The organism is Thalassospira sp. A3_1, from assembly GCF_017744215.1.
GTDB classification, from domain to species: Bacteria; Pseudomonadota; Alphaproteobacteria; order Rhodospirillales; family Thalassospiraceae; genus Thalassospira; species Thalassospira lucentensis_A.
The window spans coordinates 565,709-582,430 of record NZ_JAGHQQ010000003.1 but is presented as its reverse complement, the minus strand read 5'-3'; the positions used below and the strand labels follow the sequence as shown (position 1 = coordinate 582,430).

The following is a 16,722-nucleotide window of genomic DNA, read 5'->3' as shown; positions in this document are numbered from 1 at the left end:
GGGCTTGGCGCCCCGTTTTTTCTGTAAATTACGGCTTGGCTTGATCTTATCTGGTCGGAATTACTTTTTGCGCAACCATAAACTGGTCTCATGCGCACCTTCCGGAAGGTGAATGCCATTGGCAATCGACTTGCTCACAAGATCCTTCAGGCGTGTGGTGGCATAGGCACTGGACCACAGGATTTCAAACCCGTTCCCGGCAAGCAACGCCGCGACGCCCTGCTGTTCGTTATATCCGCGCCATTGCCAGATTTCCGGGTAATCATCGGGCAGGGTGATGTCATGAATATGAATGATCGTCCCGCTAGGCAATGACGGTATGACCGTTGAAAACAGCAGATCAACATCCGTTCCGGGCATCAGGATATGGCTTGAATCAATCGAAAGAATATCCGCACCCGACAATGACCTGAACACGGTCGGATCGGCTTTTTGCACGATGGTCCGTTCAACCGTGATCGGAAGGGCTGCGATATCGGCACGTGGTGCCGGATCTATCGCGTGAAAGAGGGTTTCAAGTTCACCATCCAGAATGGCGCGATAATAAAATCGCGTCGAATGACCCGATCCGATTTCAATAATCCGTTCCGGGCGAAATTCACGCGTCAGCACATAAGCCATCATCCCGTCCAGCCGCGGGAACCAGCTTTGTTGCCAGCGCGGGTCGGGCGGGGTGGCATTGCCGAAACTGGCAAACGCATCCTGATATTTGGCGGCCTTTGTAAGCCATGCCTTCATGGTCGGTGCGGCCTGATCCATCATCGCATCGATGGCCGGGTAATGCGGTCGACCAACGGCATTGGCCGTTTCTGCGGCATAGCGATACGGAATGAAATAACCGGCAGGCGACGCTGTCAGAAGCGTCTTAAGCCCCAGTTTCAAACGGCGCCATTTCCGTGAAAGCGGAAGATTGCTCATCAGATTTCCCCCCGGGGCACCCCGGTCAGTCACAAAACGTGTTGTCTTCGCCGCGCCAGCGCCGGATCAGCCAAAGCGCAAAGAAGAACGCAACAATCGAAAGTCCGCTCATGGCGTAATAGGCATGAGACCCGAAATGATCATAAAGCGGACCGGACGCCCAGATCGCACTGCCAAGAAAAACACCCATCGACAATGTCGCCATCAGACTTTGCGCCGACGTCGCCAATTGCGATGGCACCGCACGGGCAATAAAGCTGACAGCCGCCAGATGGGTAATACCAAATGTCATGGCGTGCAATGGCTGCACCAGAACAATCAGCCAGAAATTGTCGGTCATGCCCAGAACTGTCCAGCGCAAAGCGCCGGATGTCGCCCCAATGGCAAACAGGATTCCCGGATGCCGCCCCCGGACATATTTCCCGGCAAAGGCAAAAAGAGCGATTTCGGCAATCACCCCAATGGACCAGAACGCCCCGATCACATCGTGGGTATACCCGACATTTTCCCAATGGACAGAGGCAAAGCTGTAATAGGTGCCGTGCGATCCTTGCGCAAAACCGATGCAGCCCAGATAAATCAGGAATACCGGTTTGCGCAGCAGATAGATAATTGATGATCCGGACCGCAACGGTCGGTCGGTTTGCGGATCGGGCATACGGGTGACGATGGCAAAATTGATAATCCCGGCAATGAACAGCAGCCAGACAATCCAGGCGGTCGATGTCCCGTCCAGCACCCATCCCGCGCCATAAGAGGCCCCGATAAACGCAAGCGACCCCCAAAGCCGCACCCGCCCGTAATCAAGTTCCTTGGCCTTGCATTCATGCACTGTAATCGTCGTACCCAGCGGCAATAAAGGCGCAAAGGTAAAGCCGATGATCACTGACAATCCTGCCAGCCACCAGAAATTGCTTGATACCGGGAAGGCAAGAACCGTAACGACATAAATCCCCGCCAGCCAGAGCATCGGCGTTTTACGGTTGCCCGTACGGTCCGCGCGTTGTGCAATCAATGGGTCGGCAAAAACCCGAACCCAGTTGGGCAGGGACAGCAGAATGCCGATTTCGCCTGCCGATAATCCCTGGCTTTTGAGCCAGACCGGCCAATAGGGCAGAAACACACCCTGAATAAGGAAAAGCCCCACGAAAAACAGCGCAAGGATCGTTGCGGTTTTCATGCGCGGGTCGTCAAATGACGGAAGGATGGGCTTGTTGATCATGCCGTGATCTGCCGCCGTTTAAGACCACGCACGATGAACCGCGCAGGATGGAGCGCATCCATCAGGGACTTTTCAAGGGGCAAGGGCATATTGCATATCTCGCTGGCAATTATTTCGGCGGCGAGCGGAGCCGCAATCAGCCCGCGTGCGCCAAATCCGGTACAGATATACACGTCTTTGTGGTAAGTCGCATCGACATATCGTGCCGCCTTTTTCCCTTTGTCTATATCGGCATAAGCCAGAAGATAGGCACCATAGTCCGGTGCAGGACCAACTACGGGCAAATGATCCGGGGTTGTGGTCCGGACTGCCGCCCGGCCAGCCAGTGCCGCCGGATCAAGCACATCGGCAAGCTTTGGCAATACCTTGCCCAGTTGCCCGACATTGAAGGCATGATCGTCTTCGCGTAAATCCGTCTGGCTATCGTCACGCCCGAATGTCGCGCCAAACACATGAGTGCCATTTCGCGCCGGGGTCAGGTATCCCTTGTGACTTAACACACAACGGATCGGATGATCCCCGTAACAGTCCTGAAGCACGCCTTCGTCAAAATAACTGATCTGCCCACGTACCGGACGAAGGTAATCCGCAAGCCAGCCGGTTTGGTCAAATGCGCCGGTTTCGGTGGCACCTGCGATGATGATGGCATCAAACGGGCCAAATTCACGATCATCGGCGGATTTCACGACTTTGCCGTCGCCATCGTCAAAAATGCCGACGATATTGGCCCGCGTATGGCATTCAATCCCGCGCGCAAGGTACGACACCAGTGACGGCGGATTGACCCAGCCCGCATCCGGATAAAACAACCCGCCATGCGGCAGCGGCAGGCCAAAGATGGCACTGGCTGCTTCGCGATCAAGCAAACGGACCAGATCTGGACTTTGCCCCAGTCTATTGATCAGTCCTTCCTGACGTTCTTCATCACGCGGGCCCGATATCAGATCAAGCACGCCACAGAAACCGGCTTCGATATGTCCGGATTCTGCAAGTGCCCTTACCAATCGCTGGCTATAGCGAAAACCCGCTTCGTAAAACCGCCCGGTGATTGCGTCATCGACGGTAAGGTAGGGTTCAAGCATCCCGATCGGGTTGCCGGATGCAGCGTCGGCCAAATGATCCGATTTTTCAAAAAGCGTCACCGCACATCCGCGATTGTGCAGGGCGTGCGCACAGGCTGCACCTGCCATGCCGCCGCCAATGACGGCGATATGTTTTTTGCCGGTTGTCTTTGGCAAAACAAACCAGGGATTCTCATCAATCCCTTTGCCGCTGGTGTCCTGATCAGGTGCATCCTTCGGCGCAAGTCTGGCCGTGATCATATCGCGCTTATAGGCATATCCCTTGCGCTTGCTGATCTCGAACCCGGCCTGTTCCAGCCCGTCGCGCACGATGCGTGCCGCACTGAATGTCGCAAGGGTCGCTCCATCATGACTTGATGCCGCGGCAAGAGCATTGAACAATTCCGGCCGCCACATATCGGGATTGCGCGACGGCGCAAAACCATCAAGGAACCAGCAATCGATTGTTCCGTGATAATCACGGTAACAGTCAATCGCATCCCCGATCAGAAGTGTCAGCGTGACCGAACCATCATCCGATCCAAAACGATGTACACCGGGCAACATAGTTCCGGTCGGCCATTGCGCGACCAGTTGCCTTGAAATATCGGCCAATTCCGGCCAGTTCTGATGTGCGCGTGCCATCGCATCACGCGTCAGCGGGAATTTCTCGACTGATACGAAATGAAGCCGTCTGGACCGCGCCGGGTCCTTTTGCCAGCAATCCCACGCGGCAAGAAAATTCAGGCCTGTGCCAAAGCCGGTTTCGCCAATCGTGAAATTCTCGCGGTTTTGCCAAGCCTCGGGCAGTTTATTGCCCGCAACAAACACATATTGCGTTTCGGCCAATCCGTTTTTCGGATTGTAATAAATATCACCAAATTGCGGGGAATAGGGGACGTTCCCGTCGCGCCAGATAATGCCGTCGGCTATTTCGGCGTTATCGCCGGATGGTTCATCTGCGCTCATGCAGACAGTGCCTCGGCATCTTCTTCGGATACAAGTGCCAGTGCCTCGCGCACGGTATCAACACCCGCACCCTTGCGATGGGCATTCTCGCTTAGATACCGGCGCCATTGTTTGGCACCGCGCATATGCTGAAACAGTCCCAGCATATGCCGCGTCACATGGCCAAGTGTCCCATTGTCCGATTTCAGATGTTCGTCAATATAGGGCAGCATTGCCTCGACCACCTGATGGCGGCTTGGGGTCGGGGTGTCATCGCCATAAAAACGACGGTCGACATCCGAAAGAACATAGGGGTTCTGATAGGCTTCCCGCCCGATCATCACACCATCAACCTGTTTAAGGTGCTCTTCGGTTTCGTCCAGCGTCCTGATGCCGCCATTGATCAGGATTTCAAGTTCCGGCAATTCCTGTTTCAACTGGTAAACCAGTTCATATTTAAGTGGTGGAACTTCGCGGTTTTGCTTGGGGCTGAGCCCGTTCAGCCACGCCTTGCGGGCGTGCACGATGAATGTCTTGCACCCGGCATCGGCCACGGTTTCGACAAATCGTTTCAGTGACGGGTAATCTTCCTGATCATCGATGCCGATACGGTTTTTGACCGTTACCGGCGCGTCGCTGGCGCCAATCATCGCCTTGACGCAATTTGCCACCACATTGGGTGTCGCCATCAGACAGGCACCAAAGGCACCGTTCTGCACGCGGTCCGACGGGCACCCGCAATTCAGGTTGATCTCGTCATAGGCATAATCATTGGCAATCTCGCAGGCGCGCGCCAGATCATCGGGGTTGCTGCCGCCAAGCTGCAGGGCAACGGGATGTTCGACCGCGTCATAACGCAAATGCCGGTCTGCGCCGCCATGAATGATCGCCCCCGTGGTGACCATTTCGGTATAAAGCAACGTATGCCGACTGATCTGTCGCAAGAAATAGCGATCATGCCTATCCGTCCAATCCATCATCGGGGCGACGGAAATACGCCGATTGACAGTCATACCGAGTTGTTCCTGATCCTGCATATCTGATTGGGGTTGCCGTTTTCCGGGCGCGGTCTTTATATATGTTCCGGGATTTAGGGTCAAAACTCATTCGGCGATGCATGGCTGCATCGCGCATTGCGAAATACAGGAAGAATTCATGATCACCGTCTATGGCATCAAAAACTGCGACACAGTTAAAAAATCCCTGAAATGGTTCGACGCCAAGGGATTTGAACACAAGTTCCATGATTTCCGCGTTGACGGAATTGATGCCAGAACCATCGAAGGCTGGCTTGCCGAAGTCGGCGGCAAGACCCTGATCAATAAACGCGGTCCAAGCTATCGCAATCTTTCTGATGACGACAAGGCAGTGCTTGAAAATGACGATGCGGCTGCGGCCGAAATCCTTGCTGCCAATCCGACCGTGATCAAACGTCCGGTTGTCGATTTCGGTACAACCCGAACCGTGGCCTATGACGAAGGGCGCTGGTCCGAACTGGCAGGAGCATGAGCAGGGAAATGATGGATGCTATCATGACGAAACCGGTTGTGCGCGGCGTGATCTTTGATTGCGATGGTGTGCTGGTCGATACCGAAAATCTTGCCAACAGGGTCCTGACCGATCTGCTGTGCGAATATGGCTGTGACATGACCCCGGCGCAAAGTCACGAATTCTTTATCGGTGGTACGCTGGCGGCCGTTGCCCCCAAAATGGCAGAATCTTTTGGTGTTACGCTTCCTGACGGCTGGATTAAGGAATGTTATGCCAGAACCTTCAAATCATTTGAAAAAGACCTGAAGCCATACGCCGATCTTGGTGCGGTTCTTGACCTTCTGGACCGCAATGCCATCCCGATGGCAGTTGGTAGCAACGGTCCGCATGACAAGATGGATGTGTCACTTGGCAAGGTCGGATTGCTGAATCGTTTTCGCGGGCGGATCTGCTCCGCCCATGACGTTGCACATGCCAAACCCGCACCGGATGTTTATCTGCTGGCAGCCGAAAAAATCGGTGTCGATATTACCCAATGCGTTGTGATCGATGACAGCATCAGTGGCGTTCGCGCCGGTGTGGCTTCGGGGGCGACAACAATTGGTCTGGTTGACCTGACTCCGGGTGACGCGCTTCGCGATGCTGGGGCGCATTACACCGCTGAAAACCATCTGGATCTGCGCGATATGCTGGCAAGCTGGTTACGCTAATTGGAGGTATCGGGCGGCACTGTGATCAGGACCGCCCGTCTATTGTCCGGTCAGAAAAATTCTTACAATATGCGGTTGGTAAGGTTTCTCTTACTCTCCGATTACAATCCCTTCGCGCCGTGGGTCAGCGCCGCCGATTAATCCCTGATCGGTGATCTGAATAATATGCAGTCCGGAATTCAGATCCTTGATGCTGGTCTCATAGCCAAGGGCTTCAAGGGCAGGGGCAAGCCTTTCGGCTGTTGTCCCGGCTTCAATGTCATAAGTCCCGAAACGGTTGACCAGATGAGGCATGCTGACTGCACCCTGCGGGCTTTTTTTCCAGTCGATAAGCGCGATCAACGATTGCGCGACATAACCGATAATCCGTGATCCACCAGGCGATCCGGTAACGATCACCGGTTTGCCGTCCTGCATCACAATCGTCGGTGCCATTGAAGATCTTGGCCGCTTGCCGGGTTCCAGCCGGTTGGCAATCGGAACGCCGTCGCTGTGGGTGGCAAACGAGAAATCAGTCAGTTCGTTATTTAACATGAAGCCCCGAACCATCAGGCGTGACCCAAAGCCGTTTTCAATCGTGGTTGTCATCGACACCGCATTCCCCATCGCATCGACAATGGAAAAATGGCTGGTGCTGGGGAATTCGATTGATTCATCATCGGCAAGCCGCATGGCATGGCTGAATGCGGGCATACCCGGTTCGACCCTTTCCAGCGCCTGGTTGCTTTCCAGAAGTTTCGATCTTTGCGCCAGATATTCTTTGTCCAGCAATCCGGTCAACGGCATCGGCACAAAATCGATGTCGGCCATGTAACGCCCACGGTCGGCAAATGCCAGTCGTGATGCATCGCCGATCAGGCGCCAGCTTTCCGGCGATTCCGCGCCAAGGCCCCCAATATCAAACGGCTCGAGCAGGCCCAGAATCTGCCCGACGGTCAAAGCCCCGGATGACGGTGGTCCCATGCCACAGATTTCGTACCCGCGATAATCGCTGCAAACCGGATCGCGTTCCTTGACCGTATAGTTGGCAAGGTCTTTCAACGATAGAACGCCAGGGTTCCAGCTTGTACCCTGAACCTTGGTCACGATGTCATTGGCGATGGGGCCAAAATAAAACCCGTCCGTACCATTTTGCGCCAAACTCTTAAGAGTATTGGCATATTCCGGGTTTTTCAGAAGGGCACCTTCTTCAAGGGGCTCCCCACTGGCATCAAAGAAATATCCCTTCGCCGTATCATCACGCGAAAGCTTTTCACGATCTTCGGCAATCAGTGCGGCAAGACGTTGCGAAACGTTAAAGCCGATTTCAGCACGTTCAATGGCTGGGGAAAGCAATGTCGGCCACTCAAGCTGTCCCCATTTCTCATGGACGGTTTTCAGCAATGCAGGAGTCCCCGGTGTCCCAACGGAACGGCCGCCGACAACGGCATCATAGAATTCCATCGGTTGGCCGTTTGCATCCTGAAACAGGGTCGGGGTTGCTGCCATCGGCGCGGTTTCACGACCGTCAATCGTTGTCAGCTTGCCACTGCGCGCATCGTAATAAACCAGAAACGCACCGCCACCCAGACCCGATGATTGCGGTTCGACCAGTCCCAGCATGGTTTGGACGGCGACCATGGCGTCGATTGCATTGCCGCCGCGTCGTAAAACATTGGCACCGGCCTCGACCGCCAGCGGGTTGGCTGCACTGACCATCCAGTTTTCTGATTGTATCGAACTGCGCAATCCGATCCGCATCGTCGAACTTTCCGGGGCGACGGCATCTGTTGCCTGCTGCGCCGTTGCTGGCAGGGCAAGAAGGGCCGTGATCCCGAATGTGACGATTGATGTTTTGAGCCGGAAGCATCCTGTCATACGTACCATGTCACCAACCTTTTTGTTGTGGTTTTGTAATGTCATGCTTCCAGAAATTGCGGAGCTTGGAAAGCAAACAGTTCCGCGGTGCTCAAAAAACAAAAGGCAGGATGCGCTAACATCCTGCCTCTAAACCTGTATTTCGTTTTTACGATCAATCAGGCCGCAGACTTCTTTGTCGTATTGCCCTGTTTTTCGATCACGTGCTTTTCAAGCCATTCGACAATGCTGCTTGCGGCCTTTTCCCAATTCGCATCCAGCATCATCGCGTGTGCGATATTATCAAGCAGCACGCAATCCGCCCCAAGACGTCGGGCGGTGTGATTGACCAGCTCGCTTTGAATGATTTCATCATTGCGTGCCCCAATTGCCAGCATCGGCGGCAGATCGGTTTGCGACAGAAACACCGGATTGCCCCCCATCATGTCCATAAGTGCCCGGTGGCTTTCGGTTTCAAGCCGGCCGAAATAGATCATGCCTTCGTCTTCGGCAATATCGGGTGACAGCATGGCGCGTCCCAGCCGATCACGCAGCAGGGTGTGGGGGCCGATGGCCTGAAGCCAGAACATCTGAAGATAAAGATCGGGCTGTGCCATTGCCATCATGGTGTTACTGGCAAGAAGTCCCTCGGGCGGGACAGATGCCATCAGGACAGCGGCGGTTGCCTTATGCTTTTCAAGATATTTCTGAATGATGTAGCCGCCCATCGAATGACCGATCAGGATCGGCTTCTGGCCTAGCGTATCGACAACCGTTTCGAGGTCTTCCACATAATCGTCAATCGATGCCAGGCTGCGCAGCTCGCGCCCGCCGCTGCCACCATGGCCACGCAGCGAAAATGAAATGGTTTCAAACCCCTGATCGGCAAACCAGGTTAGAAAATGTTCGTTCCAGCACCATGCGCCTGTAAATGCACCATGGACGAAAACGATCGGCGTTTTGCATTTGGGTTTGTCGCTTGGGCTGCGGCGAAAAATCTCCAATTCGGGACTCATGGCAGGCCTCCTGCATGCGAACTGTGTGGGGATCACTATAACGTAACATGAAAATCCGGACTTCGCATCCGCAGCATTCTTTTGGATGCTGTATAGTCATACAATTGTATTGTAAATTGCCTTGGGACTTGGTCGCGGATGATTGTCAGTGTTGTCTGCTTTGCATATGATCTTTACGGGACAGCATTCAAAAGCAGTGCATGGCGTTAAGTCTGACCATAGCATTGACGCGAAAATGATAGCGAAAGCATAGAAAAGCTGGGGTAGATGGTAGAATTATCGGTGGTCGGTATTCTTGCGGGGCTTGATCAGGTCGCACTCGCAGATGTCGAGCGGCACATCAACCGGAAAACATTTTCGGCTGGGGCGCAGATTATTGAACCCGAATCCGACAGTTCGGATGTTTATCTGATTTTGTCGGGTAAGGTCCGAATTGTGAATTATTCTTTATCCGGTCGCGAGATCACGCTGGAAGAAATCGGGGCAGGCGGTTGTGTCGGGCAACTTTCGGCAATAGACGGCGAGCCGCGTTCAGCCTGTGTCCTGGCTGTTACAAATACGGATGTCGCGATTGTAAGCCCCGCCAATTTCGAAAAAATCGTCAAAAACCATCCTTCTGTTGCCTGGAGTGTCATCAGGGAACTGGCAAGGATCGTCAGAACATCGACCCGACGCATTGTCGACGTCAGCACACTTGGTGCAAATGAACGGGTTGTTGCGGAAATCCTGCGTTGCTCGCAGATCGAGATCGCAGAAGACGGATCCGCGATGTTAAGTCCTGTGCCCGTCCATTCAGAAATTGCCAGCAGGGTCAGCACATCTCGCGAGACCGTTGCCCGTGTCATGGGAACGCTTGCCCGAAATGGTTTGATCGCCAAAGTCGAGTTGGGTCTGTATGTGCCCAATGTACAGCGTCTTGAAGAATTCCTCAGTGAATCGATCCATTAGATCAAAATTGAGGGCAAAGTTATGAATTATCGGCAGAAAATTGAAAATGTTTCACAAATTGTGACGAATGTCACAGAGCCGATTGATTATTCAGGATAGAAAAACAGGGTGACGGGCATTTAATTGGTCCGGCACATCTCCCCCAAGAGAGTTTACTGGCCGTACATTTTTGTACGGCCATTTTTTTTGTGTTTGATCATGGCGTGGTTGTCTGCGGGGCGATAAAGTGTCGCCAGTGCAAAGCATCATGAAATCGGAAAACAACTTCATGCGGTTATCTGTTGTTATGGCGGGGTTGAACGGGGCAATCGCGGTTGGGCTGGGTGCATTTGCATCCCACGGCATGGCGGGCGAGGAAATGAACCGTGCGCGCGAGCTTGTCGAAACCGGTGCGCATTATCAACTGGTGCATGCCGTGGGTTTGACTGCCATCGCGGCTCTTGCCCATCAGGTGCCCGATGAACGGCTTCTGCGCTGGGCTGCTTATGCAATGCTGGCGGGCATTCTGTTCTTTTGCGGGGCGCTTTACGTCATCGCCTTTGCCGGGATCAGCACCTTTGGCATGATCGCCCCGATTGGCGGGCTGTCATTCATAACCGGTTGGCTGATGCTGGCCGGGGCAGGGTGGAAACGGTTTTCTGCCTGACGCGATTCATTCGATCCGATCAGGCAATAAAAAAGACGCGACCCGAAGGTCACGTCTTTTTTTAATTCCGATAATCCAGTCAGCGTTAGCTGAAAGATTACTTCATTTTCGCTTCTTTGAACTCGACGTGCTTGCGCACGACCGGGTCGTACTTGCGAAACGAGAATTTCTCGGTGGTATTCCGCGGATTCTTCTTAACGACATAGAAGTAACCGGTATCAGCGGTGCTTACCAACTTTACGAGGATCGAAGCGGGCTTCGCCATATCTCAGCTTCCTGTGTTCAGGTGTATCTCAGGCCGCGGAACATAAAGGTTATGCGCCGGGTGTCAAGCCATTTTGGCAAAAAGAATGCCATTTTTATTGCGAGGCAAAGGTATCGGCAATTTCATTGATCGGTAATTGAGCCAGATCCTTGTAACCCGGAAGGTTTTTGATCAATTCAAGAGCGATATCAATGTCGTTTTCATCAATGCCCTGACGGGCCGGACATACATTTCGAAGGTCCTGTCGCGCTTTTTCATTCTGATAATCAAGCTTGCGCCATTTGGTCATGATGGCAACCATATCATCGCGATGGGCAAGGGCGGATCTGATCTGGACATTCGGGGCAATTCCGCTGGCTGTCGTGCAGATCGCCGGGAAAAGTCCAATGCGATCGAACGTATAACCCGACGGAGCTGTCATCTGCGACCAGGTAAAGGTCAGCGTGCCTTTATTCGACAGATCATTGATCGCCTGAACCGACCCCTTGCCAAAGCTTGTCGAACCGATCAGGACCGCCCTGTTGCGATCCTGAAGGGCCGCCGCCACCAGTTCGGCCGAGGACGCCGTCCTGCCATCAATCAGCACAACCAGCGGCGCCCCGCGGGTCAGGTCTTCGGGATTTGCCTTGAAGATATGCCGTGCAGCCATCACGCGTGACCGCGTATTGGCGATCGGGCCCCCTGCGATAAACAGATCGGCAACCTCGACCCCCTGCTGTAAAAGCCCGCCGCGATTACCGCGAAGGTCAAGGATTACGCCGCGCAAGCCACCGGGGAAAAGGTCAGCCTTGAGGATTTCATCGCCAAGGGACTGTGCGGTCGCGCTGTTAAAGCTGGCAATCCGGGCAATCAGGACATTATCGCGAATTTCGGTAAATACGGTCCGGCTGATCACCCGTTCGCGCATGATTTCAATGGGGGTGATGACCTGACTGTCGGCACCATTGATTTCGATTGTAACGCGCGTGCCTTCCTCGCCATGCAGAAGGTCGCTGGCATAGGTCGCCGTGCGGTTATAAAGGTTGACCCCGTTCACAGAAATCAGCTGGTCACCAATATCCAGTCCTGCCTTGGCCGCCGGGCTGTCTTCGTGCACCTTTTTGATCACCGGATAGCCATCGCCGCCAATCAGCCGCACACCGACCCCGATATAGCCATCGCGACGTGTCCGTGCCGTTTCGGCCTGATTGGGTCCCTCATAACGGCTGTAACGGTCAAGGTTCTTGATCGATCCGCTGACCAGTGCCGATTGTACCGAAAGCGCATCCGCATGCCGCAAATCGGGCGAATAAACCCGGTAAATACCAACACCCTTAAGGGTCAGTTCGGTCCATAAAAGCGTGTCCTGTTCTTCGCTGTCGGCGTCGGGCAGGGCAAGGTTGCGAACAGTTTTGCCATTATAGCCAAGGATAATCTCGTCCGGCGTCATGCCGATACGGATATTCGGATCAATTGCCGAGAGTCCGTCCAGCGCATTGACAACAATCTGTTCGCGTCCCACAGGATCAATATAGCGTGTCGCCACCAGTTCGATCGCCTGCGACATTACATCGCGGGTTTGCTGATCATCATTTGAAATGATCGCGTCACCACGCTGGGTGGCACAGCCCGCCAGCAAAAGGCAAATACCAACCCTTCCCGCAACGCGCATGATCGGGCGCGACGCCGGGCGGTAGAGGACAGGACCGATATCTCGTGTGGCTAATGCCAAAATGTGCTCAATCCGAAAGGAGATAGCTCAACGTAAAAGTCATTCTACTGCGAATGGCGCGCAGTCGACAATGACTATCCCTTGATCTTCATCGCCCATTGGGTGCCAAGCACCGCCCCCTTGATGAAGGGCAGGAAGGCAAGGCAGAGCAAGACGGTTGTTGGAAGCCAGACAGACAATTGCAGTGCGATTGACGGCTGCATGGATTGCTCCATCGAAAGCGCACCACCAACAACGATATGACCGACAATGAAAATCGTGAAATAGGGCGGGGCGTCATCACAGCGATATTCGCCGATCGGATGTGCGCAGCAATCACATTCATCGCGCAGTTTCAGGTACCCGCCAAAGGCAAAGCCATGCCCGCAATTGGGGCATTTGCGCCGAAATCCGCGGCTAAGACCGGTCAGCAGGCGCGATCCGCTGCTTTGTTCGCTATATTCTGGCTGCATGGTGGCATTCGTTCCTGTTTCTTGATCCAGCCCCTTGATCAGGCCGGAAAAAAGGGGCATTGAAACGGTTCGCTATCATCATGAAGTTGAAGTGATCGGGCAAGTGCTTTTCCGGCATGGCTGAAAACTGTGCTGAAAACCGTTATAATGACGATCCTTTGATACTGATGTCTTCGACCCGGTACAGGAGCGCCCAGATGGGGAATGCAGACGATATCGTCGCCCGACTGAAACAGGATTTCATTGAAGACACCCTTGAACGCACCGATCGTATTGAAACAACCATTGATCGTGTCGCCGGTGGCATGGACAAAGCGGATGTTGGCATTGCCGAACTAAGGCGTGAGGCGCACACTGTCAAAGGACTTGCCGGTTCATTCGGTTTCCCGCTGGTAGGTGCGATTGCACATCGCATGGAAGACTATATCGCCGAACTGACCGAGATCGACGATCTCGAAGCCGCGTCTCTTGTCGATTTCACGACATGGATCCGCGAAATCATCGAAAGCGGTACCAATCCCCCGGCGGAGGAAGAAACCCGCATCCTCCGGTCACTTCCGACGCGAAGTGCCAAAAAGGATGACGAAGGCGCGGCCGCAGACACACCGGCAGCGCACGATAAGGAAGTCCTGATCGTTACCGCAACCACGGTGCAGGCCCATTTCCTGCAACGTGAATTGCGTGAAAAAGGCTTCCGGACCATTACCGCACGCACCGCAGTCGAGGCGTTTCAAACTGTCGTTCAATCGCGCCCGGATGCAATCATCACTGCCGCGGTCCTTGATGGTTTGAGCGGTATCGAACTGATCCGTGCTCTTGCCGCTATGAAAACATTGAAAGGCAAGGCACTTGGCCTTTTGACCAGCTTCGATGCATCCCACCCTGATCTCGAAGGGCTGCCGTCAAATGTCGCGATCATTTCCAACCGGGGCAAGCAAACGGCGGAACATCTGGCGAAGTTCATCGAAACGCTGGGCTGATTGATAAATCCGATATCAATGAAAAGGGCGACCATCGTGGTCGCCCTTTTTGTTTAACTATCGCGTTTGGTCGTGTTTCGTGCGACCCGGCTTGATGCCACCAGCTTGCGCTGTTTTTTCGGTGTGGTTTTCTTTTTGCTTGCGGCCTTGGTACCAGGCTTGCCACCCGGTTTTCCACTGCGAGGGCCACCACCAGATGCGCCGCTTTTATCCTTTGGATTGGCACGAAATCCCGGTTTTGTCCCATGGCGATGGTTGCGGTCACCCGGGCTGCCGCGGCGTTTTCCGCGCCCGCGTGGCCGCTCGATCAGATCACGGTCGGTAATATCGGCATGTCCCGCAAGACGAAGCGCAAGCGACCCTGTTGCCGCGTCTGCCTCGGCAATGCGGACAACGACATCATCACCCAGACGGAATGTCTTGCCGCGATTTTGCCCGACCAGCGCATGACCGATGGCATCATGCACATAATAATCATCAGGCAGTGTGGATATCGGGATCAAACCATCCGCGCCGGTCTCGTTGAGCGACACGAACAGGCCAAAATGCGTGACTCCCGAAACACGACCGGGGAATTCCGCACCGACCTTGTCGGCCATATAGGCCGCAACATAACGATCAACCGCATCGCGTTCGGCCATTGCTGCCCGGCGTTCGGTGCCGGAAATGTCTTCGCCGATCTGTTCAAACCGTTCGCCATCTTCGGGCGGCAATCCGCCTTCGCCAAGTTTCAGGCCCGCGATCAGGGCACGATGCACCAGAAGATCGGCATAACGCCGGATCGGGGAAGTAAAATGGGCGTATTTCTTAAGCGCGAGACCAAAGTGCCCGATATTGTCCGGGCTATACATCGCCTGCGACTGGCTGCGCAGCACAACCGTATTGATTAGCTCGGCCTCGGGGGTGTCCTTGGCCTGTTCAAGGATGCGGTTGAAATCACGCGGGCGCAGGACCGCCCCCTTGTTCAGCTTGTAACCAGCACCCTCAAGGAATTCATGAAGCGCCTCAAGCTTTTCCTCGCTCGGGGCATCGTGAATACGATACATGCAGGGCTGCTTGATCCGTTCAAGTTCCTCGGCCGCACAGACATTGGCTGCGACCATGAATTCCTCGATCAGCTTGTGGCTGTCAAAACGTGCCCGCGGGGCAATGGCAATAATCTGGCCCTTGTCATTCAGCTCGATCTTGCGTTCCGGAAGGTCAAGTTCCAGAACACCACGTCCTTTGCGCGCTTCAAGAAATGCTTCATACGCGCCGTAAAGCGGCTTGATAATGGTGTCAAGCAACGGGCCGGTGGTGTCGTCAGGATAACCATCCATCGCGCGCTGAACCTGATCATAGGTCAGGCGCGCTGCTGATCGCATCATCCCGCGACAGAATTTGTGCCGCAGTTTGGTCCCATGCTTGTTCAGCCACATCTCGACGGCCATACAGCCGCGGTCTTCGTGCGGAACCAGCGAACACCAGCCGTTGGACAGTTCAAACGGCAACATTGGCACAACCCGGTCCGGGAAATAGCAACTGTTGCCGCGCTTTACCGCTTCACGGTCGAGCGCGTCATGCGGGCGCACGTACCAGGACACATCGGCAATCGCGACCATGATGTGCCAGCCACCTTCATTCTCCGGATCAGGATCAGGTTCGGCCCAGACGGCATCGTCAAAGTCGCGCGCATCGGCCCCGTCAATCGTCACCAGCGGAATATCGCGCAGATCGGTGCGCTTGCCCATTGGCGTCGCCTTGGACTCACGCGCCTGCAATTCGACTTCCGGCGGGAATTCAAACGGAATACCGCGCGCATGGATCGATACCAGACTGATCGATTTCGGTTCGTTGATATTGCCAAGGACCTCGGTAATCCGGCCCTTGCGCAGGCCGAAATGCTTGCCCGGCAGAATTTCCGTCAGAACCAGCGCCCCGCCTTCAAGATCGGGATGATCATCCAGCGGCACGGCAATCTCGCCCGCATCCTTGCGGTCGGTGGGGACAACCCGGCCTTCGCGTTCATTCGGGCGGAAAATGCCCAGAACACGTTGCGGGCCACTGCCCAGAACCCGCATTATGCTGGCTTCATAGGTCTGCTTGCCGGTATAGCGCAGCTTGGCAAGGATCTTGTCGCCAATGCCCGGTGCGCTTGGTCCGCCGCGCCGGATCATTTTCACGTAAATTACCGGCGGTTCATAATCTTCCTTCCAGACATTAGGACGGGCAATCACTTCGCCTTCGTCATCAATGCCGGTGATTTCCAGTACCTCGACAGGCGGCAGGCGGTCGGGTTTGTCAAATCGTCTGCGGCCCTTGACCACGTCACCACCGATTTTCAGATCCTTCAGGATCTTTTTAAGCTCGATCTTCGCAGCACCCTTGATGTTAAAGGCGCGTGCAATTTCGCGCTTGCCCACCGGGGTGGGGCTCATATCGATGAATTCCATGATCTGTTCCCGTGTCGGGAACGGGGTTTTATTTTCTGTGTCGTTCGCCAACTTCGCGGCGTCCTTTCAATTGTATCGTCAAGAAA

Annotated in this window: 15 protein-coding genes; 5 read left to right on the top strand and 10 right to left on the bottom strand. The window is 54.5% G+C overall.

The window, feature by feature from the left end:
- Positions 1-60: 60 nt before the first annotated feature.
- The 4 genes from J7395_RS16180 to dusA are packed head-to-tail and all read right to left on the bottom strand — an operon-like array spanning position 61 to position 5,162.
- Complete coding sequence (locus J7395_RS16180) at positions 61-918, bottom strand: class I SAM-dependent methyltransferase (protein WP_209222390.1); 858 nt, start codon at positions 916-918, stop codon at positions 61-63.
- A 25-nt stretch (positions 919-943) separates the two neighbouring features.
- Positions 944-2,140: an MFS transporter gene (locus J7395_RS16175; protein ID WP_209222388.1), complete on the bottom strand. Its 1,197-nt coding sequence runs from the start codon at positions 2,138-2,140 to the stop codon at positions 944-946.
- Entirely contained in the window at positions 2,137-4,170 is a 2,034-nt protein-coding gene (gene mnmC / locus J7395_RS16170) for a bifunctional tRNA (5-methylaminomethyl-2-thiouridine)(34)-methyltransferase MnmD/FAD-dependent 5-carboxymethylaminomethyl-2-thiouridine(34) oxidoreductase MnmC (RefSeq protein WP_209222386.1), read from the bottom strand. The genes J7395_RS16175 and mnmC overlap by 4 nt, the downstream gene beginning before the upstream one ends.
- Positions 4,167-5,162, bottom strand: coding sequence for a tRNA dihydrouridine(20/20a) synthase DusA (gene dusA, locus J7395_RS16165; protein ID WP_209222384.1), 996 nt, complete (start codon positions 5,160-5,162; stop codon positions 4,167-4,169). Before dusA ends, mnmC begins: the two co-directional genes overlap by 4 nt.
- 142 nt (positions 5,163-5,304) lie before the next feature.
- On the opposite strand from dusA, the gene J7395_RS16160 reads away from it, so the two are divergent.
- The gene (locus J7395_RS16160; RefSeq protein ID WP_062959772.1) at positions 5,305-5,658 is read left to right on the top strand and encodes an ArsC/Spx/MgsR family protein; all 354 of its coding nucleotides are present in this window, start codon (positions 5,305-5,307) and stop codon (positions 5,656-5,658) included.
- Between the two features lie 23 nt (positions 5,659-5,681).
- The gene (locus J7395_RS16155) at positions 5,682-6,350 is read left to right on the top strand and encodes an HAD family phosphatase (RefSeq protein WP_247742209.1); all 669 of its coding nucleotides are present in this window, start codon (positions 5,682-5,684) and stop codon (positions 6,348-6,350) included.
- A gap of 90 nt (positions 6,351-6,440) precedes the next feature.
- On the opposite strand, the gene ggt is transcribed toward J7395_RS16155, so the two are convergent.
- Positions 6,441-8,216 carry a gamma-glutamyltransferase gene (gene ggt / locus J7395_RS16150; protein WP_247742208.1) on the bottom strand — a complete coding sequence of 592 codons (1,776 nt, stop codon included), beginning with the start codon at positions 8,214-8,216 and terminating at the stop codon, positions 6,441-6,443.
- A 149-nt stretch (positions 8,217-8,365) separates the two neighbouring features.
- Positions 8,366-9,202 (bottom strand): alpha/beta hydrolase, encoded by an 837-nt coding sequence (locus J7395_RS16145; RefSeq protein ID WP_209222380.1) that lies wholly within the window; start codon positions 9,200-9,202, stop codon positions 8,366-8,368.
- Positions 9,203-9,469: 267 nt separating this feature from the next.
- On the opposite strand from J7395_RS16145, the gene J7395_RS16140 reads away from it, so the two are divergent.
- Positions 9,470-10,150, top strand: coding sequence for a Crp/Fnr family transcriptional regulator (locus J7395_RS16140; RefSeq protein WP_062949157.1), 681 nt, complete (start codon positions 9,470-9,472; stop codon positions 10,148-10,150).
- 268 nt (positions 10,151-10,418) lie between these two features.
- Complete coding sequence (locus J7395_RS16135) at positions 10,419-10,796, top strand: DUF423 domain-containing protein (RefSeq protein WP_209222378.1); 378 nt, start codon at positions 10,419-10,421, stop codon at positions 10,794-10,796.
- 97 nt (positions 10,797-10,893) lie between these two features.
- Here J7395_RS16135 and rpmG read toward each other — a convergent pair whose 3' ends face one another.
- From rpmG to J7395_RS16120, 3 genes are all read right to left on the bottom strand, one after another.
- Positions 10,894-11,061 carry a 50S ribosomal protein L33 gene (rpmG, locus tag J7395_RS16130; RefSeq protein ID WP_007089918.1) on the bottom strand — a complete coding sequence of 56 codons (168 nt, stop codon included), beginning with the start codon at positions 11,059-11,061 and terminating at the stop codon, positions 10,894-10,896.
- 94 nt (positions 11,062-11,155) lie between these two features.
- A complete protein-coding gene (locus J7395_RS16125) occupies positions 11,156-12,772 on the bottom strand; it encodes a S41 family peptidase (RefSeq protein ID WP_247742207.1) in 1,617 nt (538 codons plus the stop codon).
- Positions 12,773-12,846: 74 nt separating this feature from the next.
- Positions 12,847-13,284, bottom strand: a complete 438-nt coding sequence (locus J7395_RS16120) for a DUF983 domain-containing protein (RefSeq protein ID WP_062959734.1) — start codon at positions 13,282-13,284, stop codon at positions 12,847-12,849.
- Between the two features lie 137 nt (positions 13,285-13,421).
- Here J7395_RS16120 and J7395_RS16115 point away from each other — a divergent pair, with 137 nt between their 5' ends.
- Positions 13,422-14,204, top strand: a complete 783-nt coding sequence (locus J7395_RS16115; RefSeq protein WP_097050370.1) for an Hpt domain-containing protein — start codon at positions 13,422-13,424, stop codon at positions 14,202-14,204.
- 53 nt (positions 14,205-14,257) lie between these two features.
- Here the strand turns inward: J7395_RS16115 and rnr are convergent, their stop codons facing one another.
- Positions 14,258-16,687 carry a ribonuclease R gene (gene rnr, locus J7395_RS16110; protein ID WP_209222376.1) on the bottom strand — a complete coding sequence of 810 codons (2,430 nt, stop codon included), beginning with the start codon at positions 16,685-16,687 and terminating at the stop codon, positions 14,258-14,260.
- Between the last annotated feature and the right edge of the window lie 35 nt (positions 16,688-16,722).

What these genes read in the sequence shown, in the direction of transcription:
- J7395_RS16180 (WP_209222390.1), bottom strand. Translation starts at nt 918, where the DNA reads ATGAGCAATCTTCCGCTTTCACGGAAATGGCGCCGTTTGAAACTGGGG.
- J7395_RS16175 (WP_209222388.1), bottom strand. Translation starts at nt 2,140, where the DNA reads ATGATCAACAAGCCCATCCTTCCGTCATTTGACGACCCGCGCATGAAA.
- mnmC (WP_209222386.1), bottom strand. Translation starts at nt 4,170, where the DNA reads ATGAGCGCAGATGAACCATCCGGCGATAACGCCGAAATAGCCGACGGC.
- dusA (WP_209222384.1), bottom strand. Translation starts at nt 5,162, where the DNA reads ATGACTGTCAATCGGCGTATTTCCGTCGCCCCGATGATGGATTGGACG.
- J7395_RS16160 (WP_062959772.1), top strand. Translation starts at nt 5,305, where the DNA reads ATGATCACCGTCTATGGCATCAAAAACTGCGACACAGTTAAAAAATCC.
- J7395_RS16155 (WP_247742209.1), top strand. Translation starts at nt 5,682, where the DNA reads ATGACGAAACCGGTTGTGCGCGGCGTGATCTTTGATTGCGATGGTGTG.
- ggt (WP_247742208.1), bottom strand. Translation starts at nt 8,216, where the DNA reads ATGGTACGTATGACAGGATGCTTCCGGCTCAAAACATCAATCGTCACA.
- J7395_RS16145 (WP_209222380.1), bottom strand. Translation starts at nt 9,202, where the DNA reads ATGAGTCCCGAATTGGAGATTTTTCGCCGCAGCCCAAGCGACAAACCC.
- J7395_RS16140 (WP_062949157.1), top strand. Translation starts at nt 9,470, where the DNA reads ATGGTAGAATTATCGGTGGTCGGTATTCTTGCGGGGCTTGATCAGGTC.
- J7395_RS16135 (WP_209222378.1), top strand. Translation starts at nt 10,419, where the DNA reads ATGCGGTTATCTGTTGTTATGGCGGGGTTGAACGGGGCAATCGCGGTT.
- rpmG (WP_007089918.1), bottom strand. Translation starts at nt 11,061, where the DNA reads ATGGCGAAGCCCGCTTCGATCCTCGTAAAGTTGGTAAGCACCGCTGAT.
- J7395_RS16120 (WP_062959734.1), bottom strand. Translation starts at nt 13,284, where the DNA reads ATGCCCCTTTTTTCCGGCCTGATCAAGGGGCTGGATCAAGAAACAGGA.
- J7395_RS16115 (WP_097050370.1), top strand. Translation starts at nt 13,422, where the DNA reads ATGGGGAATGCAGACGATATCGTCGCCCGACTGAAACAGGATTTCATT.